Origin of the sequence: Granulosicoccus antarcticus IMCC3135, from assembly GCF_002215215.1 — a bacterium.
Taxonomy (GTDB): Bacteria; Pseudomonadota; Gammaproteobacteria; order Granulosicoccales; family Granulosicoccaceae; genus Granulosicoccus; species Granulosicoccus antarcticus.
This window is the reverse complement of sequence record NZ_CP018632.1, coordinates 3,126,473-3,147,318: the sequence shown is the minus strand read 5'-3', so window position 1 is coordinate 3,147,318 and position 20,846 is coordinate 3,126,473. Positions and strand designations below refer to the sequence as shown.

The window sequence follows — 20,846 nt, the reverse complement described above, 5'->3', positions numbered from 1 at the left end:
CCCCTGCGCACGGGACACATTTTCGTTAAAATTCAAGTAACCCTAATCCGGACTATTGAATGAAGCTCAGAGCCATTGACAAACAACGCTACAGCAAGCACTACAAGATAATATTTGCAGCGATCGTCGTCCAAATGATGATCGTCTCAATTGTCTGTTCGAGCCTGCTCATTAGCTGGTTCAGCACGCCGGAGGAATCCCATTTCATCTTGAACCTCATCGGTGTCGTGCTTGCAGCCTTGATAGCTGCTTACGTGATTTATCACTGTCGAGATAATGCGTTCATGAATGAGGTGGTCTATGTATGGAATCTGAAAAAACAGCTCAATCGCATCTACCGCAAACAGCGCAAAATCGAACCACTGATAGAAGACAATAATGTGGATGCGATGATTATCATGAACTTCATGTATAAGGGCTCAAGGCAGCTATACGAACTGGATGACAACACCATCACCCTGGATAATCTGGCAGCCATGTCCAGGCTTCTTGATACCAGAATGGAACAGCATAAAATCAAGATAACGACAGATGATTATCACCCTGATTTACTTGCTCAGTTTTAGTGCAACAGTGCGCAGAGAGGAAAGAACTATACTGCAAGCATGATTGCGAAAGTTACCTCAAGAAAGCGTGATCGAGCCTTCTCTCGGCACTAACACGTTGTGCCCACAGTATAATAAGTCTAGCTCTGCAGGTATTGCTACTGAGGTTTGATCGCAACACAATGGCTAGAATGGAACCCATCACTTTTCGTGCTATAGCAGCGATGGTAATTCTCGTAGCAGCCACTTTATGGGTGACAAACGCCCGCTCAGATTCCGAAGCCACGCTCAAGATAGGATGGACTCTCGCCCCACCTGTTTTCGAGATCGGAAGCAACGGTGAATATACCGGTTACTCTGTCGAGTTTGCCAGATTGCTTGGTAAGCAGATTGGGCGCAATGTACAAATCCAGATTTTCGACAACATAACCGCATTGGTCGACGCCCAGATTTCCGGTGAGACGGATATGCTTGCAGGCGCTCCAGATTTAGCGATTTTCAACCAGAGCAACGTCTTTTCCCAGTCCGTCGGTACATCACGCTATGCTCTCTTCGGCCTGAGTTCGCGTCTGGACGATCTGGATACTTCGCTCGACGGCTCACTGAGGGTATCCGTGCTGCCGGGAAGACCCACAGGAGTCGACGAGTATCTGAAACATCAGATAGAGGTTCCGATATCAAGCCCTGGCGAAGGATTGCTCGCACTCCTGGCACAGGACATCGATGCTGTCATATTCCCCGAAGACTCAGTCCAGACGTGGACCTACAGAGCAGGTCTGGACCACCTGATCTTGCCGATCAGCGAGCCTGTCGCAGAAGTTCAGCGAGTGGTTGCCCTTCACAACTCCCACGCTGATTTACTGCCGTCGATCAATACCGCTATCAACAGGATGGAGGCGGATGGCTCCCTGCCGGAATTGCGCAGAAGGTACCTGATGGAACATTTCGAGCCTGAACCGGAAGTCCTGAAGGTTGGAATTCCACAAATCGTTGAAGGTCTGGAATTCGCACCGTACTTTCTTCTGGAAGAGGATGAAGAGTACACCGGGTTCGCCATTGAACTGTTCCAGAAACTGGCAGAGCGAGCGGGTCTGAACTACCGCTTCGAGGTCATAAGTTTTGCGGACATGACTCAAGGGCCGAATGCGTCTGGCGTAGATCTGATCCCATTATTCGCGCTTCCGACCGACTCCCGCGGACTGGCTGACCACACCCTGCCCACGGAAGAGCTTCTCGTTACTGCAACTGTGCGCCGCAATGAACGTGAGGAAACTCTGTCTCTTGGCGATATTTCCGGACACAAGGTGGGTGTCCTGGGAGGCACATTCGGCCACAGGATGGCGCTCAAAGACAAGACTCTGGATGTTATCACGTTCGAACCGGGAGACTACCTTCTGGATGCCCTGCTTGATAGAAGCATCGACGTCGTTCTGAAAACCAAAGGTTACACTTCAGCGAGTGCTGAGCGGCGGGAATTATCAGCAGAGATACTGGAACTTACTCCCGAACTCTACCGCTCAGAACGAGGAATTCTTCTGCGCTTTGGACTAGGCAAGGTTCGAGAACGTCTGAATACGGCAATTGGCAGCTATCTGCTATCTGATGATTACGCCACTTTGAGGCAGAAATACTTTGGTGCGCCAGTTTTCTGGACTGCCGGTCGCCAACGAATCGCCATCGCAGGGCTGTTAGCCGCAGCAATGCTCATCCTTGCCTTTGGTTCGGCGCTGATCATGAGCGATCGGGCGCGCCGCCGTGCAAAGGCCGCACATGGTGAAGCGAAACTGGCCCACGACGAAGCGGAACGAGCACGCAGGGAAGCGGAAACCTTGCGCAATCACGCCGAAGACCGAACTGCCGAAACACTCAACGCAACCAGCCAGTTGCGCGCCGTAATGGACGCCGCTCAAAGCGGTATTCTGGGCATGAACCGGAATGGGGAAATCGTATTCGCCAACCCGGTGGCCAGAGAGATGATCGGGATCGATGACAGCTCCACACCGATCAACTGGCCCAGTGATGTCTTGTTCTTCAATGCCGGCCAGACGCAAGCACTGGTTGGTGTGGAGAACCCGGTCAACAGAGCATTGTCAAAAGACCACCAGGCAGTCGGCGTGTTTCTTATGTCGGGTGCCGCTACTGAGGAGATGCGCAGTGTTCGGCTGGCAAGCACATCACTGCCGCGCAAGGCATCACCTGAGATCGGTACCGTGCTTGTCATCGAGGATGTAACGGAGCATGAACGCGATCGCTCGCGGGTGGAGCACTACGATCGCCTCAGCATGGTCGGTCAGCTTACCGGCGGTGTAGCCCACGATTTCAACAACCTTCTCGCCGTCATCCTCAGCCGACAAGAGTTACTGCGCGACAATATTTCCAACGAAGTTCACCTCGAACATATCGATGCCAGTATCGGTGCGGCCAGCCGTGGCGCAGACCTGACGCGCTCCATGCTCGCCTTCGCCCGCAAGGCTCCACTGCAGCCGCGCAGGGTTGACGTAAACGAGATGGTGAGAGAGACGCGTGATTGGACTGTGCGTACCATTGCCACCAACATTTCCGTGGAAACCACCCTCACAGAAGAGCTTTGGCCGATCGAAGTGGACGTAGGTGCGACAGAAAGTGCACTGTTGAACCTGATCCTGAATGCCCGTGATGCGATGCCCGATGGCGGTACACTAACCATTACCACTACTGGTGTCGACATAACTGAAAGCACCTCTGATTATCCAGACACGATTCAAACAGGTCCTTATGTGGTGTTATCAGTCACCGATACTGGGCATGGGATCGCCGCAGAAAATCTCTCGAGAATTTTTGAACCCTTCTTCACCACCAAAGCTCCGGGGCAAGGATCGGGGCTGGGCCTGTCGATGATCCAGGGATTCATGGAACAGTCGAAAGGTGGAGCGGCGGTCACTTCCGAGACTGGCAAAGGCACGACTTTTGAACTTTTCTTTCCGGCCAGCACAACAGCAGTTGACGCAGAGCCGAAATATTCAGTGGGAAAAGCGCTTGAACCGACAGGCCAACGTATTCTGCTCGTCGAAGATACTGCTGAAGTTCTGGATGTACTCGAAGCCATGCTTAGCAGCGCCGGTTATGCGGTGACAACGGCCGACACAGCGGATCAGGCCCTCATTATAATTGAGAGCAATCAAGATTTCGATCTGCTATTGACTGACGTCATGATGCCCGGCCGCATGAATGGTGTTGATCTGGCGACCATTCTGCGTAAGCGTTGCCCCGAACTGCCGGTCATTACCATGTCTGGCTATTCCGACTTCTGCGTTGCTGATGAAATGGTAGGTGGTGGCAACCTCCAACTCTCAAAACCTGTTTCGCGCTCAGACCTGCTTTGTGCTATCAGCGAAGCCCTTGAAGGCTCGTTGACAGTGCCCGGCTAACGTAATTAGCCCGGTAAATGCTCTCGTGTTTCAGCTTATCCAACAGGAGATAACCACCTACCTTTCAATCACATTCTGTATCACCCTTGCAATACGCGATAATTGATCGTCACGATCCATCGCAGCCGATACCAGCATACCAACGGGCAAACCCTGCCCATCCTTGCCAACAGGCAGGCTCACACCCGGGGTCCCCAGGAAATTGCCAAGCATGGTATTTCTGAGTGTCAGCAGGTTGATCTGTTTGAAGTATTCATCATCGGCCTCCAATGCCGCAATGCTCGGCGCCATGTACCTGGCCGATTGGTAGCCCTGCTCTATGGTGAGATCAGATCCCAGCTTGCCCTTGATAGGCACGATGTCATTGTCGTTTTCGTCGCGTATGGTGCCCAGCGTTCTCGATACATAAAGCATGTCGCCGTCTACCACAGCCGGCAGGTAGTTGCCGATCGGCTTGGGCGGCAAAGGCAGGCTCAAGCCCAGTTCTTCGAGACCGACCACGACTACATGTTCAGAAGCGAAAACGCTCCGAACGCATCATGACCGGCGTGCTCGGTTTCGTCCAGATCCACTTCCAGGTCGTGATCTTCCACATCCGGCACTGGCAGATGTTCGCCACAGTAGGGGCAATGGGTAATCTCCGCAGCCACCATCCAGATCGACTCGCCCACCTCTTCCAGTTTGTGATTCTCTTCCAGATCAGACTCGGTTGCTTCCCGGCTGATCGTCATCACCCAGCAAGGTGGTCGGTTCAAAAACTCGTTGCCGAGATAGTGAACGTCAATACCATCAGCCGGCAACTTGCCGCACCGGTGGTAGAAAGGGCGCCACTGCTTTGGTGGATCATATAAGGGCATAGTGAAGCAATCCTTTGTTACCTGGAGGCTATTAAAGCCATTTCAGATTCAGCATGCATTCTACTCGCGTGCGACCTGACACTATTGTCGTGTATACAGCAGTAGTGCAGCACGAGTTCAAATCCATGAAGTACATCACACTCAGCGCAAAAGCTGCGTCGCGCCAGCATCAGAGGGCGATCGAAAATCAGACAACAAACGCCTCAAATCTCAGGAAATATCACCCCTGATTCGGTGTGTGCCTCGCCAGCAGTCGGCTTCCCCAGCGTGAACTCGACCTGCATCAGTCCACTACCCTCTGAAAATTCCACAGTTGCCAGGTGAGACGATGTGAACCAAGTGAGCACTTCAGTTCTCGTCTCATCGCCTGTATCCTTGTCGGTAGCGTCATTCTAATCAAGCTTCCCCCATGGCATTACTACCTGAACTACCTGCACATCTGAGCGCCATACAGTCGCTTCTCGACGACTGTACAGAACATGATCTATCGCTCATCAATGTCTACATCGTCGAACGGGCCAAGCAGCAACAGGCAGACAGTCGAGCTGCGCATATGGCTCGGTTCAAGCCTGGCGACCGGGTCTGCTTCGAGGACAAGCACGGCGAGCCGGTAGAGGCGATTGTTATCAAACCCAACAAAAAGACGGTCACTCTCTTGAGTTATGCCGGCACGAAATGGAATGTTTCCCCTGAACTTCTGGAAAAAGTGGAATCCCCTGACACAAGCCGCCAGGAACCCACACCGTTATCACTGGTCCAGAGTGACAAGAGCGGCTCAGCAAGCATCTCCTCGATAGGCCGCAAGCGGGAGTGGATCGGGGGCCTGATTGACGCCCCTCGCTTCATCACGGACGAACCGGGAGCTCCCTATCGTCCTCAGATGTTCATGTGGCTGAATGACATTGGCCAGGTCATCAGGATAGAGCTGATGGGCCCGGAGAATCTGGAACTCGATCTGCCACAAGAACTCGAAATGGCGATCAACGAGCCTGCTATCGGGCCAGCAGGAGCCCCTTCGCATATTCGTATGAGCGATGCCAGACACATCGAAATTCTCAAGGCGTCATTCCCATCCATCCATTTTGAGTGCGCACCAACACCTGAGCTCGCAAGACTGCAATCCATCATGCAAAAGGACATGGCACTGAGCAAACCCATGACGTATTCCGCCACCGGAGCCGGTGCTGAGGCCATTGGTGAATTCTTTGACGCTGCCGCCCTGTTGTATCGCGCCAAGCCGTGGAGTCTGATTCCTCACGACCAAAGCCTGATCAGTGTCAGCATCGAGGCTATGGGTGTGAAGCACGCAGCGCTATCGGTCATCGGCCAGATGGGTCAACACTTCGGCATCCTCCTGTTCGATCAGCTCGTCCAATACGAGCGCTACATGCTCATGGACGATGCACTGAGCAGAGGCGTGGAACCGGACTCCCCCCCTCACACGTTCCTGTCTTTCGATCCGGCGAAAGAGATAGAGGCAGACATACGCAAGGATATCTCCAGCCATGGCTGGAAAGTCGCCAATACCAAGGCCTACCCCGTACTGATGGCGCCCGCTGAAGGCCGGACGATGCGTCCCATAACGCCACGCGATATAACGCTGTTCAACACCCTTGCCCGCTCACTGGTCTACGCATTATCGAACAAGGATTTCATCGCCTCGCACACTGGCGCCTCACCGACAAGAATAGAGCAAACCCTCCAGACAGACTCGGGCCCCATGACAATCGTGCTTGAAGCACCTTTCCCCTACGAACAAGTCATGCATGAAAACGGAGCCTCTGATTCACTCTTTGCACGCCTCATTACCATGGAGCGAACAAGCGATGAAATGGATTGGGAGCTGCATGATGCACTCAGCACAGAACTTCAGGACAAGTACCAGGCCTCTCCAGAGGCCAAGGCCATCGACGTTGCTGCGAGTGTCTCTACGTTGATCATGAGCTTTTCATTCAACTACCTGGATTGCACCGTTGCTACTCTGCGCCCCGTAGATCTTGAGCAGATTCTCTACGAGATTATCCCTCAGAAGGTCATGATGCCAGCCTCCGAAGCGATCAACATGATCGACGATGCGCGGGCTTTTTTCAGCTTCCTCAAACGAGCCTATCAGTCCGAGCATGCGGACCGATGCCTGAGCATACTGACTGATGATGCGGCCACCAGAATGGCGGCAGCCATGAAAAATCCAAACCTGTTTGGCATGGGCAAAAGCGCGCTCAGCGAGGGCACAGGTTTTCCATTCGACTTGCCTGATTTTCCGCCCGAACTTCCCGGCCCCTCAGCCACCAAACCCAAGCCCGTGGACAGCAAAACAAAAAAGAAACAGCGTGCCGCCACCAAGAAGTCCCGCAAGAAGAATCGTTAAGCCGGTGCAGCCTCAAGCAGTACAGACGTCCGAATTCGTTGGCTACTCCAACTGGCGCTTGCCCACTATCAAGGAGCTGTGACGCGACGCAATACTACGAACCGATGAGAGAACCTCATCGCTTGAAGACAGGTCGGAGTGCAGAGCTACGTAGCGGTGCACTCGGAGCCATGTGATAGCCCTTCTGTGCGTGTGCCTGATATGCTCATCGCATCCGGCAGCAGAGATCGATTGCTGTCACCCGCTCCGGCCCTGAATTTTACTGGCTGGATACCCTTGCTCCTGGTAAAGATAACGACCGGTCTACCATGGCAATAAAGATTGAAGCGTTAACCCGATTCCCAATAAAGGGCCTGAGTGGCCAGCTGCTTGACAGCGTGACACTCGCCACCGGCCAGGGTTTTCCAAGCGACCGAAAATTCGGTTTCGCTCGCCCGAACAGCGGCTTTGATCCTGCCAACCCGAAGCCGTTGCCCAAGGGTAAATTCTACATGCTCGCTCGGGATGCCAGTCTGGCTCTGCTCGACACCGAGTATGACGAGGACACGGGTATTCTTGTTCTGACAGCCGCCGATATCAGCGCCTGTTTCGACATCAGCACTGATGCGGGCAAACAAGAGGCCAGTCAGTTTCTGAAAGCGTACCTTGCGTTGCCAGATGAAGAGAGTCCGCAACTATTTGAGGCCTCCCCTCACCGTTTCACGGATGTGTCGGTGGATTCTGTCGAGATGATGAACGCGGTGTCCATCATCAACCAGGACAGTGTGGAGGCCTTTGAAAAGGCCATCGGTCAGGCTGTCGATCCAAGACGGTTTCGAGGTAACGTCCAACTATCAGGCTTGTCGCCCTTTTCCGAACTGGACATGGTGGGGCAGGAAATCACCGTGGGGTCAGCTCGACTGAAAATCGTGAGGCGCACGAGGCGATGCCCGGCAACAGAGGTCAATCTGGAAACCGGTGAGCGTGATATGAAAACGCCCCGACTACTGCGCGAACACTACAGCCATATGGATATGGGTGTCTATGCCGAGGTGGTGCAAGGCGGTGTGCTCTCTGTTGGAAGTGTTGTCGAGTTGGCATGAGACACCGCATGGCTTCGCGCCGTACCGGTCCCAGCGACATTCCCGCAGGCTCGCTATTGGCAGCCTACGCCGAAGCACCGGATGCCGGCACGGTATCCAATTACTGTGATTGCTATTTGACACGCATCGAGTCCAGCGCCAGCCTGCCCGACTTTCTGTACGCGTTCTACACATCTTCCGACTTTCAGTATCGAGCGCAAGTTAGAGCCTGTAACAAAATAACTTGTGCAGAACATGAGCACTACTTCCTTCGTAAACGCACCATAGCGCCCATGGTGACAAGGCCAATCGACATGCCGATCCTGACGATTCCATCTCACATCGTCAGGATCTTCCGCTATGCCATCATCACCCAAGTTCACCGCCGCCGAATGGGATGCCTGGATTGACCAGTTTCTTGTCTCGGGACTTACGCAGAGCACATTCTGCGAACGCGAGGGCTTGTCCCGATTTGTATTTGCACGACACTATCGACGTAGTGATAAGTTCGCTGGTACCCGCCGTGCACCACGAAGCAAGAAGAGCGAGGTGAAAGCGTCAGCCTTTCGCCCGGTGCAACGAAAGGCCACTGCCATGCTTGATCAACACGTTTGTGAAGATGTGATTCTTCACATAGGACAGGACGTTCGTCTGCAGTGCAGTGCCAGCGTCGGTATCGAAGCCATCATTCGCCTGACTCGGGAGGCTCGATCGTGAGTGCGCGTTGGTTGCCCGAGCGTGTGCTGGTGTATCGCCACCCCGTCGACATGCGTAAGCAAATAGATGGCTTATCAGAACTGGTTGCCGCCGAGCTTGATCAGAACCCTGCTGACCGGACTGCCTATGTCTTCGTCAGTCGCTGTTCTCGCCGTGTCAAGATACTCATCTGGCATCTGAACGGCTACTGGCTGTTGTATAAACGCGTGGAGAATCAACGCTTCCACTGGCCCGACTGGTTTGGCGATGACGAGACTATCGAGCTGGATCAGGAGCAGTTGGACTACCTGCTCGATGGGTATGACCTTAATGGAATGCGCCCGCATCGCGAACAGATATACGCACGTCACTTCTGAGGAAGTGAGTGTCTGACTTCTGTTCAGGCTTGTAGTATTGTCGTCTGCGTGAACACCCTACCTCCCCCAAGCGACATCAATGACATCGAGCAATTGCGCGAGAGGCTCATTGTCGCCGAGCGTGATCTTGCCGGTAAAATACGCATGATCGACAAGCTGGAGCAGGTGATTGCTCAACTGGCCCAGCGTCATTGGGGCGTTCCTCGGAAAAGCACCCCGGTCAAGCTGATCTGAGTTTATTCAACGAGGCGGAGCTTGCGGCCATGCAAGCAACGCTTGAGGAGGAGCTGGACAATACAGATGAGCCGGTGAGTGATTCGGCTACCGATGCAGACGATGCGGCCAATCCCGACGCTCCTGACAAAGCGCCGCCTGCCAACCCGGCAAAGCCGCGTCCACGTCGTGTGCTGCCCGATCATCTGGAGCGTGTCCGTGTCACGCACGAACTGGACGAGGAACATCGCCATGGCAGGTGTGGTGGCCAGCTGATGCCTATTGGAGAAGAAATCACCGAACAGATCGGAGTGATCCCGGCGCGTCAGTTTGTCATCCAGCACGTGAAGATCAAGTACGCCTGTGAATGCAAGGAGTGTGGCGTAAAAACCGCGTTGATGCCGTTGCAACCCTTGCCAGGCTCACAGGCCAGCCCCTCGATTCTGGCCTACACCATGGTGGCAAAACTCCTGGATTGCTTGCCCCTGTATCGCCAGGAGAAGATCTGGGCCCGTGAGGGGCTGGATCTGTCGCGCTCGAAGCTGGCCCGCTGGTTGATCGACAGGGCCTCCTTGCTCCAGCCGCTATACAACCTGATGCAGGAGGTGTTCTTCGCCTACGACATCGCCATGTCCGACGACACCGGTATCCAGGTGCTCAAGGAGGATGGACGATCAGCTAGTAGTCGTAGTGCATTGTGGATCCGGCGCGGTGGTGCCCCAGAGACACCGGTGGTGCTACTGGATTACAACGTGTCCAAGGGCTCGGCTGTGGCTTCGATGCTACTCGAAGAATTCAAAGGCTATCTGGTTGTCGATGCGGCACCGAGCTTCAATGCCATTGTTAGCAAGAATGAACTGGTAACCGTCCTTTGTAATGACCACTATCTGGAGTCGTTTTTTATCACGAGTGACAAGCCTTTAAGCCTTAGTGAATAACGTATAACTCGCAATTTCGTCAAGATAAAACCAGAACCAATGGCAGCATGTGTGCTTAGGTGAGCCCAAGAATATACTGTTTTTCAACGCCCTAGGGCAGCCTTGGTCCCGCGATGGCGTCGCCAACATTCTTGGGCGATGTGTAACGGCGGAAAGTAAAAAAGGCCATCAATCAAACCTCACCCCACGCGACAAGGCATAGTTGCTCAGTGGCACTTCTCCTATCGGCGTAGATACTACCGTCATCCGTTGTGATGTAGGTAATGCCAGTGCCAGTACAACTAGCAGAGACATTACGACGAACCTGACAATGGAAACCTGTTGCGTCGGTTCGTTCTGGGAAACAGCAGGAATAGAGTCAGTGAAGAAAACTGCATGGAGCTTGAAGCCAGGTGTTTTCATCTTTCCGGTATCACTAAAAGATGGTTTTTATCTTGAGTGAAAAACTCAATTACATCCTAATCTGATGTTCTTTTCTTCACAGCTCGTGATAAAAAACGACTCCAGATAGTGGTCATTATCTTGTGCTCCTGATAACTCACATTCGAGACGTAAGTTTGTCGAGGCCGGGCGCAACGCCCCCAAACGCAAGAAGAATGAAACAAGCGAGGAGTGGGTAGCGACGAAGGCTATCGCCTTCTACAAGCAGCTCTACAAACTTGAGAAGGAAATCCTTGAGTTGCCACCCCAATACCGATTGGAAAAACGTCAGCGAGAGGCGGTGCCGATCTGGGACACGTTCATGGAGTGGGCGAAGCAGGTTCAGACACTAGGGGTGCGGCACGCCAAGACACGCACGGCGCTCAACTACCTGATCAAACACGAGGCTGGCCTGCGTCGCTATTGTGATGACGGGCGATTGCCGATATCGAACATACTCACCGAGCACGTGGCCAAAACGGTGGCGTTGGCTCGTAAAAATTTCATGTTCTCAGATACACCGGCCGGTGCAGCCTCAAGTGCGATGATTTACAGCCTTTTGGAAAGCGCAAAAGCCAGTAACCACAACCCGTTGCATTACATGACAGCGGTATTGGCGCAAATACCCAATGCCCAGTCGCTGGAAGACATCGAGGCGTTACTGCCCTGGCAGCTGAGCGTGGAACAGGCTGCGACGCTTTACCACAGCCAACCGAGTCCTGTACAAAAAAATCCTCCTTAATCGTTACAGGATAGGACTGGGCGTGATGGATCGCTTACCTTCCTTCTAGCACTAGTGGGTCGATCAAGAGATAGGGTGATACTCAGAGCCTCTCAGTTGCTGAACCTGATTGCCCTCAATTTCAATCTAGACGGATTTCGTAGCGCAGGCCGAACGCGTCGTGGCGGTGCCAGACGCGTTCGGAAGCCATGAGTTACTGAACTTCAGCGCGCAGTTTCGAACTCCGACATAGAAGTTGTCCAAAAAGCAGCCATAAAATCAGAAACCCCGTCATGCCGCCTCCAACGGCTATTGAGCTTGAAGTTTCAGAGCCACCACCTTCCGTTACCTCGTTCGCAGCACTGGGGCCAATAGGAGGAACGCTTGTATCGGCGGTGACATCCGGCACATCTGGCACATCTGGCACATCTGGCACGTCTGGCACATCTGGCACATCTGGCACATCCGGCACATCCGGCACATCCGGCACATCTGGCACATCTGGCACATCTGGCACATCTGGCACATTCGGCACATCGGGCACATCTGGCACATCTGGCACATCTGGCACATTCGGCACATTCGGCACATTCGGCACATTCGGCACATCTGGCACATCTGGCACATCCGGCACATCTGGCACATCTGGCACATCTGGCACATCTGGCACATCTGGCACATCGGGCACATCGGGCACATCGGGCACATCCGGCACATCCGGCACATCCGGCACATCCGGCACATCCGGCACATCCGGAACATCTGGCACATCCGGAGTATCCGTGACATCCGCTACGTCATCCACATCAATCACATCACCTCCATCGCTGCCGTCCGGTTCATTAGCAACCGATGCAGGCACCGCCACTCCACCTGGATCCTGTACCACACCGTCAGCTACCCCATCAGCATCGTTAGGCCCACCGTCGACAATGGTAAGTTGCACACAACGATGCCCTGCCGTCAAACCGGGAGTGAAAGCAATGTCACCTGGTGCGGGACAACTCTCCCCACCCGCAGCTGAACTAACCCGATTTCCATTAATTTCCAGGAAACGGCTCCAACCATTGGTCACGGAATACTTCCTGTACTCCGCTCCCGCTGAAATGACAGCATCCAATGGTATTACGATGGAACTGGCTGCACCGGGCTCGACTCCCGCTATCTCAAAATCGAACACGCCACCTGGGTAATCAAACTCTGACTCGGCAACCGGCAATGCCGATTCTCCTTCATCAGGTACCTCATCTTGCGTTCGAACGCCAATCCTGGCACCCGTTTGTCCTGCGGCAAAGGCAGCTAATCCCAAACGCAACGATACGCCTGGTTCGCCTTGCAATAAACGCTCATTCATAGCCACTGGCATCAAATTGGCAATTGTGGCTGAATCAAGATAGTCGGGTATCCGATCACCGTCATCGTCTGCCATTCCCTCAAGAGAGTCGTCGATTCCATCGGCATCGCTATCAGACACTGCGGCAAGTTCCGGTGCTACCGATTTCACAACAATGGCATTAGCTCCAGCCGCCGCGAGAGCAGGTTCACCGTTGTCAACAATTCGAACGTTCAGTCGATACAATCGTTCATTCAGAAAAGAGGGATCAAACACGAAACTTGCATCTCCGGCAATCCCTTCGCCCTGCAGATCAGCATCAGTCAACATCCAATCGAAAGTGTGGCTATCGCCGGGATTACCATCCGTTATCGATGCAGTTACGTTCACCATGCCACCAGTAGCGGTCACCACGCTGACTGCGCGACCGGCTTGCTCAAAGCTTATGCTGACACTCGGTGGAAGATTTTCCTCTCGAATGGTCATTTGGTAGATATCATTTACACCCGAAACTGCATTTTCGATAGCACCAAACACTATCTCTACTACTTCATCACCTTCCTGCTCAGTGTCGACAAATGTTTCAATCCCTATTCGAGCTCCAAGCCCTTGTTCTATCGTAAAAAACCGGTTGTCGTTCGAGAGCTGGTAATCCACCCCCTCGACGGCAGTACCAAGAACGTCGAAGGCAACGGTGACCGGGTAACTCACAGGTTGTCCGTTCAGCATCACATCTATGTAGGTACTACTACCTTCACCAACCTCACGAGAAACACCGAACGAGATGATTGGTAAAACATCAATAATCTGCTGCTCTTCGCTGCTGTTACCCGCTGTGTCAACCGCAGACCATGTAAGGACATGTCTTCCAGGTATATAAGGGCCTGAATTATCCAGCGCAACTGACAGTGGACCATCAGCAGCATCGATCGCCATTGCCACCCCTACGTCTACATCGGTCATGGCGCCAGTCGATTCTGTCACGAGGTACGCTGGCACAATAATATCCGGAGGGTTGTCGTCTTGAGTAACCTCGGTCCCTTGCGAGTACTCAGTCAGATTGCTCCACCCGTCACCATCGGCGTCAGCGCTAGCGTCAGAAGAGTCGAGCGGTAGAAGTCCGTTAGCGATTTCGTAGGTGTCTGGCAGCGTATCACCATCATCGTCAATATCTGCGTTGTCACCTTCTCCATCATTATCAGTATCTCGACTTTCTTCTGAATCCAGCGGGAAGTGATCGATACCGTCGACAACACCGTCTCCATCACTGTCCGAATTGGATGCGTCAGTGCCAATAACAATCTCTTCAGCATTTGTCAACCCGTCTCCGTCTTCGTCTGGCGACAAACCTGAGGTGACAAACGATACGTTCTCACTCACATGTTGATTCCCAGCGAGATCAACCAGACGAATATGGCACTCGTAATCACTCCCAGAACTCAGCCCATCAACCGTCAACTGACCGGCCATCGCCCACTCTTGCGCAGAAGCGCTCCAACTCGCCCCGTCAATGGCACTCGTGCAGGTGGCTGTGGCAATCGAGTACTCCCCCGCCTGCCAACTTATTGTGGCCTCGCTGTCATAGACCGAATCAACTGACGGCTGCTCCGTGAGTTCCGGAGTCATATCATCTGCCTGCCCCGACGAGGTGAATCCGCTCAAAGACGTGGAACTGACGTTGCCTGACATATCAACGGCCTCGATGCTCAGGTCGTAGCTTATTCCAGACTGTAGATTTGAAAGAACCATCAAATGCTCAGTGCGGTAGTCGAGTCGAGCGAGTGCACTGTCGGCGGGTAATCCTGCCTTACCGAAATTCAATGCAGCGGTACTTGGCTCATCTGTCCTCCAGCGAAGCAGTACACGATCGGAAGACGCTGCGACTATGGATGGTGCGTCAACAAACAACGGCGAAATCAAATCTGCCTCGGTTGCGGTGGAGAATCCGGTAATCGCTTCATCGTCTAACAGTCTGCTGTCTGTAACTGGAAGAGCGCGCGAACGCAAACCACTGGCACGGCTGTTGAAAACAAGCTCATTGCCCTGACTGTCAGAGAGCTCTACCGCAAACTGGTACTCTCGATTGGCCTTGAGCCCTGCCAGGGTCACTTGATGATTGACTGCAAGCTCTGGCAAAGTATGACGGAGCAATCCCGTCTCTCCCTCGTATTCGATCACTGCGCTGGTCGGCTCGTTACCGGACCAGGCAAGCGTCACTGCACTCTTGTTTCGACCGGTCACAACCGGCACTTCAGTGAATCTTGGGTTGTGCTTATCTCGCTTGTTCCGCGTTTGGAACGAGTCGACATCGGAAACCCACTCATTCCCGCTGGAATCAGTCGATCGCACGCGAAAGTAATAGCGAGTATTTTTCTGCAGGTCCGAAAGGTGTACCACCTGATTCGTGCTCAGTGCGGCCTTTCCAGCGAACATAGTCAGAGCACCCGGGGACAATCCGTACTCGACAACACCGATGGAGGGCTCATCAAGGCGCCAGCGAACCTGTGTGGAATGATGCGTTGTGGCGAATACGGTGACGGCAACGGCCAGGACTGGTGCTTGCTCGTCCGGCGCGGATTGTGTGCGGAACTGTCTTTTACCGCTCAACGTAGGGCCGTTACCAGAATCGTCTGTTGCCGACACGGTGAAATCGTATGTAAAGTCAGCCTCGAGACCGGTCAAACGGATCTCATGTTCCAAGGTCAGGGTCTCGTCACCATGAACTTCATAGTGCTCGCCATCGTAGAGCGTCAAACCACTTACCGAAGGCTCATTGGTCGTCCAGATGATAGTTGCTTCGGTGTCAGTAATGTCGCTCAGCAACGGACCAGCCACAATGATAGGTGCATCTGCATCAAGCAAAGCATGAGTCTGAAAATTCAGCACCTCGCTTTCCGTTGGTCCATTTGAACTTCTATCCGAGGCAAAGACCTTGATGCCGTAGCGCGTATCGGCAAGGAGTCCGTCGATCTCTATCTCGTGGATGCTCCGCAAACCGGCAAGCGAACGGGTCTGTGTCAGTTCGACCTCACCGAAACTCAGCTCGCTCGTCGATGGCTCAGAGGTTGTCCACTGTACATTTACTCGATCGGGGCCCATTACACTAACTACCGGGCCTGCTACGAACGTCGGTGCTGTCAAGTCTGCCAAAACCTTGGTACGAAACTCATCAGAATTGCGTTGAACAGGACCGTTGCCATGTTTATCGACGGACGACACAGACGCCGTATAGACCGTATCCGATGTCAGTCCGGACACAGGGACACTGTGAAAACGCCGATACCCTGACGGGGCTACCCGCACCCCTCCGATGCTGACTTCGGCGGTGGTCGGCTCGTCGGTCTGCCACTCGACTACAGCCGACGTCTCATTGACCGCATTGATAAATGGGCCGGCGAGGATCTCGGGTTCCGTCACATCATCAAAAATGAGAACGACGTCCTGTTTCGTGTCTTGGGTAAGGTCCACATCATCTATTGCCGCGGTAGCAAATCCGCTGTTACCAGGAGGGGATATCAGTAGCTCGTAACTGTATGCTGGAGTGACAAACGTGTAAGCACCCTGATCGTTCGAGCGTGCCGTCACCACACCATACACACCGTAATTGGGTGTATTTGCATACCCTACTTTCACCTCGACATCCGCCACCGGCACGCCGTTACTATCGGTCGTGGTTCCACTCACAGTCACGTACGGCAATACTATATTTTTCTCAAGATCGCTCGACAGATCCAGATTTTCCGCCGCGCGATTAACGCTATAAACACCCGCATCGCCTAGTATATTCGAGTTTGATGCATACACCCCGATAATGTAGACGTCTGGCGTCAACGAAATTGAATAGCCACCGTTCTCATCGGTACTCGCCTTAGCAACTCGAGTCCCTCCTGGGTATGGTGCACTCTGCCTGTAGATCGTGATTTCTCCACCGACAACCGGCGTGCCATCAGGCAACGTAATCGCGCCACTAAGTGTATTAGCTCGTTCGATAACGAAATCACGGGTGGTGTCTGCGTTCAAATCTACATCTTGATACTCAGTCGTACCAAATTCTCCACCTACGCCACTGTGGCGAAGCACAACATCATATGTGTAAGCCGGAGTGAGCAGTGAGTAGGCCCCCTGCTCGTTCGAGCGTACCGTTACCACACCATACACACCGTAATTGGGTGTATTCGTATACTCGATTTCCACCTCGACATCCGCTACCGGCACGCCGTTACTATCGGTCGTGGTTCCACTCACAGTCACGTACGGCAATACTATATTTTTCTCCAGATCGCTCGACAGATCCAGATTTTCCGCCACGCGATTAACGCTATAAACACCCGCATCGCCTGGTATATTTGAGTTTGATGCATACACCCCGATGATGTAGACATCTGGCGTCAACGAAATCGAATAGCCACCGTTCTCATCGGTACTCGCCTTGGCAACTCGAGTCCCTCCCGGGTATGGTGCACTCTGCCTGTAGATCGTGATTTCCCCGCCGACAACCGGCGTACCATCAGGCAACGTAATCGTGCCACTAAGTGTATTAGCTCGTTCGATAACGAAATCACGGGTGGTGTCTGCGTTCAAATCTACATCTTGATACTCAGTCGTACCAAATTCTCCACCTACGCCACTGTGGCGAAGCATAACATCATATGTGTAAGCCGGAGTGAGCAGTGAGTAGGCCCCCTGCTCGTTCGAGCGTACCGTTACCACACCATACACACCGTAATTGGGTGTATTCGTATACTCGATTTCCACCTCGACATCCGCTACCGGCACGCCGTTACTATCGGTCGTGGTTCCACTCACAGTCACGTACGGCAATACTATATTTTTCTCCAGATCGCTCGACAGATCCAGATTTTCCGCCACGCGATTAACGCTATAAACACCCGCATCGCCTGGTATATTTGAGTTTGATGCATACACCCCGATGATGTAGACATCTGGCGTCAACGAAATCGAATAGCCACCGTTCTCATCGGTACTCGCCTTGGCAACTCGAGTCCCTCCCGGGTATGGTGCACTCTGCCTGTAGATCGTGATTTCTCCGCCGACAACCGGCGTACCATCAGGTAACGTAATCGTGCCACTGAGTGTATTGGACTGCGCCAACAAGGCGACATTCCGAGTCTCATTGCCATCCAGCGTAATATTCGGGACGTTTGCAGCGCCAAATTCACTACCCGGTGGAGGATCGATCGCAAGTCGGTAGGTGCCTGGATCCAGCGTGAATGAATAACCTCCTTCAGCGCTGCTATTCTGACTTTCAATCGCTGTGGATGATGATGAGCCGAACACATTGATAGTGGCATTCGGCAGGGGCGAGGATCCCCCATATATCGTCCCCGACAAGGTCAGGGCCTGAGCTCCAGACGCAAATAGACTGACCAAAAAGGCCAGAATGACGAGTATAGGTAGACGCATGCTGCTCTCATAGCTGCTCCCCGACAATGCAGGGATGTCGACTGAATCAGACCCTTGGATCCGGCTTCCGAAATGCGGTGCAAATTCAGTGCCTCTACTTCTGAAACACAAGCCATTCGAGTGAGGCCTTCACCTCGCCCCACGCGAAGTAACAAGAAAACGCCGCATTGCTCTAGACGAAAATGCTTGTATTCGCCCGAAATACTCGCGTTTTTCAACTCATTCATGCAAATATCAGCTGACACCAAAGTCAACCTACGCCTCTCCTCCTTGGGCAGCATCTATCCACTATCCTTGCTCTTAACGAACGTGTCGGCAACGACGGCAGGATCGGGCGACGGCTGTTACTGATTTCCCATGCGGTTATTCAGACACGACACCGGTGGCAGGAAGGCAAGATCGAAGAGGCCGTTTACTTTCGGCTGATGAACCGATTGAGGCAAGGTTTTCAGCAGATCCTGAAACGCGGTGCGCGATTGCGAATCGATGGGCGAGCTAAACGCCAGTGTATTCACTTGCTGTCGCGAGAATCCACCGCATACCATTGGGCAACAATATCGCTGAGCGGTATCTGCGCTCATACGTGTTCTGGTGAAAACTGAGTTTTGCCAGCCAGTCCTATCAGGGCGATCAATTCGGGTCGCTGATACTGAGTACCATCGGTACTGCCCACAAGATCGGAGTGTCAAGCTACCACTTCATTCGTACGGCCTGTGAGCAACACCTGGCCACTGACAAGGTGAACGCGCGATTTGTGTTCGACCCACCTGGGCTGATGTCTTAAGCCTGAACCGGCCTCACGCAGTGGTCATGTCGTGAACGGGTAGATACCCGTCGCCCCGACCGAGCCGAGAAAAAACCCGGCCGGCCGAAGCTTCGCCTCATTCAGGGTGGCATGCCTGCAAAGCCGATCAAGCGCGACCTGTAACAATCAGGCAACCCCTCGCTTCTAGCCTTAATGAGACAAAACGTAACAGCGATCTGATGCAGTTGTAAGTACGAGAAGTGCCTCTGGCAAGTGATATTCTTGGGTTACCAAGCTCAAAAATTCCAATATCAAGAGGTCACTTCCCGTGAGATTATGGAGAACAGATTCACAGGGTCGAATCAATGGCAATCTGACGTTTCGAGCCTCCGATGATCGACTCTCCAGTTACGCAGGATTGGAGCTGTTGCGCATTAGTTGTTGCCGAGTGCTTTTGCCAAGCTTGCTTCGACAACATGCACTCAAGCATTTGCCGGGCACCGACCACGGCAAAGTAACCATGATTCTGCTCCTTCTGGCCTTGCTGTTTAGTGGCGGTCGGCGACTGCGTTTCATCAATAGTCTGCGTGGCGATCCCATCGTTGAGCAATTCTGTTCATTGAAGCAACTGCCCAGTGCCCGCAGCGTGGCTCGATGGATGGGACAGTTTGATAACAGCTCAGTGATAGCTCTTCGGCGCGTGAACGAAGAACTGGTGGGTCGACTGATCCGATCCCTGAATCTGCCTAGACTGACGATCCATATCGATGGATCGGTACTCTGCACAGGCTTGCAAACCGAAGGAGCCGAACGGGGGATACAACCCGCACCGGCGCAAAGTACCCAGCTACTATCCAATCAGTGCCTATGAGGCCAACCGCAGTTTGATGCTTGGCGTGCTTAACCGACCAGGAAACGTTCATGATGGCAAAGCATCGCCCGCTTTTATCCAGAGTATTCTGGATCAATGCCAGCGCAGCACAAACCGCAAGTTGATTCGGGAAATGCGCATGGATGGTGCCTTTTTTCGCAGAGATGTCTTCGAATTGCTGGATCGGGAGCGTGTGGAATATGCTATGCAAGGCTCCGATGCATGATTGGCTAGGCCTCAAACAACGGATCCTGAACCGCCGGTGGTGGACGGTGGCAGAGCCGGGTGTAGATTTTTTCACAACCAAGGTCCGTATCAAACCCTGGAAGCGAACCGAGAAGATCACTGTTTACCGCCGATTGGTCAACCATAAGCGCTCAAGGCACTTCCAGCTTGACCTGTTCGATCCCGATGACGGTCACTACGAATACAGTGCGGTGGCCAGCAATAAGTCTCTATCCGGCAAGGCCTTGTGGAAGTTCATGAGCGGGCGCGGCACTCACGAGAAAGTATACGGAGAGCTGAAATCCGGTTTTGCCTTCGCAGCGGTTCCGACTCAAAACTACCATGCCAACAGCGCCTGGCAGCTGTTGAACTTGATGGCCTTTAACATCAATCGTTCCATGCAAGCCACGGCTAATGGGGTGAAAATAGCTCGTACTCAAAAGCGACGAACCCTACTGCGGTACGAGCATATCAACACCTTACGCCAACGATTAATTCATCGCGCCGAGCTGCTGCTGAATGTATCAGATAAGGCTGTGCTGGACTTGGGAGCCAACGACTCGGTGCTGAAGAACTTCATCAGATGGCAGTCAAACCTTCAAAGGGCTGCCTGATTATTGTCTCATCAAGGCTAGTGCACTCACA

The 20,846-nt window shown here is 53.2% G+C and carries 17 protein-coding genes and 1 pseudogene; 14 read left to right on the top strand and 4 right to left on the bottom strand.

The genetic code is table 11. The annotated features are described in order from the left end of the window. Positions 1-59 precede the first annotated feature (59 nt). Together IMCC3135_RS13545 and IMCC3135_RS13540 are read left to right on the top strand one after the other, a co-directional pair. The gene (locus IMCC3135_RS13545; protein ID WP_088918110.1) at positions 60-566 is read left to right on the top strand and encodes a DUF3087 family protein; all 507 of its coding nucleotides are present in this window, start codon (positions 60-62) and stop codon (positions 564-566) included. 170 nt (positions 567-736) lie between these two features. Then, on the top strand, positions 737-3,952 hold the full coding sequence (locus IMCC3135_RS13540; protein WP_169727458.1) for a transporter substrate-binding domain-containing protein: 3,216 nt from the start codon (positions 737-739) through the stop codon (positions 3,950-3,952). A gap of 57 nt (positions 3,953-4,009) precedes the next feature. Here IMCC3135_RS13540 and IMCC3135_RS13535 read toward each other — a convergent pair whose 3' ends face one another. Both IMCC3135_RS13535 and IMCC3135_RS13530 read right to left on the bottom strand, forming a co-directional pair. Beyond that, positions 4,010-4,453 carry a RidA family protein gene (locus tag IMCC3135_RS13535; protein WP_088918108.1) on the bottom strand — a complete coding sequence of 148 codons (444 nt, stop codon included), beginning with the start codon at positions 4,451-4,453 and terminating at the stop codon, positions 4,010-4,012. A 2-nt stretch (positions 4,454-4,455) separates the two neighbouring features. After that, the gene (locus IMCC3135_RS13530; protein ID WP_088918107.1) at positions 4,456-4,809 is read right to left on the bottom strand and encodes a hypothetical protein; all 354 of its coding nucleotides are present in this window, start codon (positions 4,807-4,809) and stop codon (positions 4,456-4,458) included. Between the two features lie 409 nt (positions 4,810-5,218). Between IMCC3135_RS13530 and IMCC3135_RS13525 the strand changes: the two genes are divergently transcribed. The 7 genes from IMCC3135_RS13525 (at position 5,219) to IMCC3135_RS13505 (ending at position 10,462) form a co-directional block, all read left to right on the top strand. Then, positions 5,219-7,177 (top strand): hypothetical protein, encoded by a 1,959-nt coding sequence (locus IMCC3135_RS13525; RefSeq protein ID WP_088918106.1) that lies wholly within the window; start codon positions 5,219-5,221, stop codon positions 7,175-7,177. A gap of 308 nt (positions 7,178-7,485) precedes the next feature. Next, a complete protein-coding gene (locus IMCC3135_RS13520) occupies positions 7,486-8,259 on the top strand; it encodes an MOSC domain-containing protein (protein ID WP_088918105.1) in 774 nt (257 codons plus the stop codon). Positions 8,260-8,267: 8 nt separating this feature from the next. Beyond that, positions 8,268-8,648 carry a hypothetical protein gene (locus tag IMCC3135_RS34065; protein WP_157735970.1) on the top strand — a complete coding sequence of 127 codons (381 nt, stop codon included), beginning with the start codon at positions 8,268-8,270 and terminating at the stop codon, positions 8,646-8,648. Continuing rightward, positions 8,599-8,955 (top strand): IS66 family insertion sequence element accessory protein TnpA, encoded by a 357-nt coding sequence (tnpA, locus tag IMCC3135_RS13515; protein ID WP_088918104.1) that lies wholly within the window; start codon positions 8,599-8,601, stop codon positions 8,953-8,955. The genes IMCC3135_RS34065 and tnpA overlap by 50 nt, the downstream gene beginning before the upstream one ends. Continuing rightward, complete coding sequence (tnpB, locus tag IMCC3135_RS13510) at positions 8,952-9,311, top strand: IS66 family insertion sequence element accessory protein TnpB (RefSeq protein ID WP_088918103.1); 360 nt, start codon at positions 8,952-8,954, stop codon at positions 9,309-9,311. The genes tnpA and tnpB overlap by 4 nt, the downstream gene beginning before the upstream one ends. Positions 9,312-9,359: 48 nt before the next feature. Beyond that, on the top strand, positions 9,360-9,545 hold the full coding sequence (locus tag IMCC3135_RS34060) for a hypothetical protein (RefSeq protein WP_157735969.1): 186 nt from the start codon (positions 9,360-9,362) through the stop codon (positions 9,543-9,545). Beyond that, positions 9,503-10,462: an IS66 family transposase gene (locus IMCC3135_RS13505; RefSeq protein ID WP_088918102.1), complete on the top strand. Its 960-nt coding sequence runs from the start codon at positions 9,503-9,505 to the stop codon at positions 10,460-10,462. The genes IMCC3135_RS34060 and IMCC3135_RS13505 overlap by 43 nt, the downstream gene beginning before the upstream one ends. 168 nt (positions 10,463-10,630) lie before the next feature. Here the strand turns inward: IMCC3135_RS13505 and IMCC3135_RS35220 are convergent, their stop codons facing one another. Then, on the bottom strand, positions 10,631-10,756 hold the full coding sequence (locus IMCC3135_RS35220; protein ID WP_257790408.1) for a hypothetical protein: 126 nt from the start codon (positions 10,754-10,756) through the stop codon (positions 10,631-10,633). Between the two features lie 256 nt (positions 10,757-11,012). Between IMCC3135_RS35220 and IMCC3135_RS35215 the strand changes: the two are divergent. Both IMCC3135_RS35215 and IMCC3135_RS35210 read left to right on the top strand, forming a co-directional pair. Beyond that, a pseudogene (locus tag IMCC3135_RS35215) lies at positions 11,013-11,405 on the top strand (IS66 family transposase); the annotation flags it as partial. Beyond that, a complete protein-coding gene (locus IMCC3135_RS35210) occupies positions 11,388-11,624 on the top strand; it encodes a transposase domain-containing protein (protein WP_335589299.1) in 237 nt (78 codons plus the stop codon). The pseudogene IMCC3135_RS35215 and the gene IMCC3135_RS35210, both read left to right, overlap by 18 nt. A gap of 193 nt (positions 11,625-11,817) precedes the next feature. Here the strand turns inward: IMCC3135_RS35210 and IMCC3135_RS13495 are convergent, their stop codons facing one another. Next, a complete protein-coding gene (locus IMCC3135_RS13495; protein ID WP_088918100.1) occupies positions 11,818-18,360 on the bottom strand; it encodes a choice-of-anchor U domain-containing protein in 6,543 nt (2,180 codons plus the stop codon). A 1,073-nt stretch (positions 18,361-19,433) separates the two neighbouring features. Here IMCC3135_RS13495 and IMCC3135_RS13485 point away from each other — a divergent pair. From IMCC3135_RS13485 to IMCC3135_RS13475, 3 genes are read left to right on the top strand one after another with little or no spacing between them, the layout of a single operon-like run. After that, positions 19,434-19,976, top strand: coding sequence for a hypothetical protein (locus tag IMCC3135_RS13485; protein ID WP_088918098.1), 543 nt, complete (start codon positions 19,434-19,436; stop codon positions 19,974-19,976). Continuing rightward, positions 19,873-20,202, top strand: coding sequence for a transposase (locus IMCC3135_RS34055; protein WP_157735968.1), 330 nt, complete (start codon positions 19,873-19,875; stop codon positions 20,200-20,202). Before IMCC3135_RS13485 ends, IMCC3135_RS34055 begins: the two co-directional genes overlap by 104 nt. Next, positions 20,195-20,815 (top strand): hypothetical protein, encoded by a 621-nt coding sequence (locus IMCC3135_RS13475; RefSeq protein ID WP_088918096.1) that lies wholly within the window; start codon positions 20,195-20,197, stop codon positions 20,813-20,815. Before IMCC3135_RS34055 ends, IMCC3135_RS13475 begins: the two co-directional genes overlap by 8 nt. The last annotated feature ends 31 nt before the right edge of the window (positions 20,816-20,846 follow it).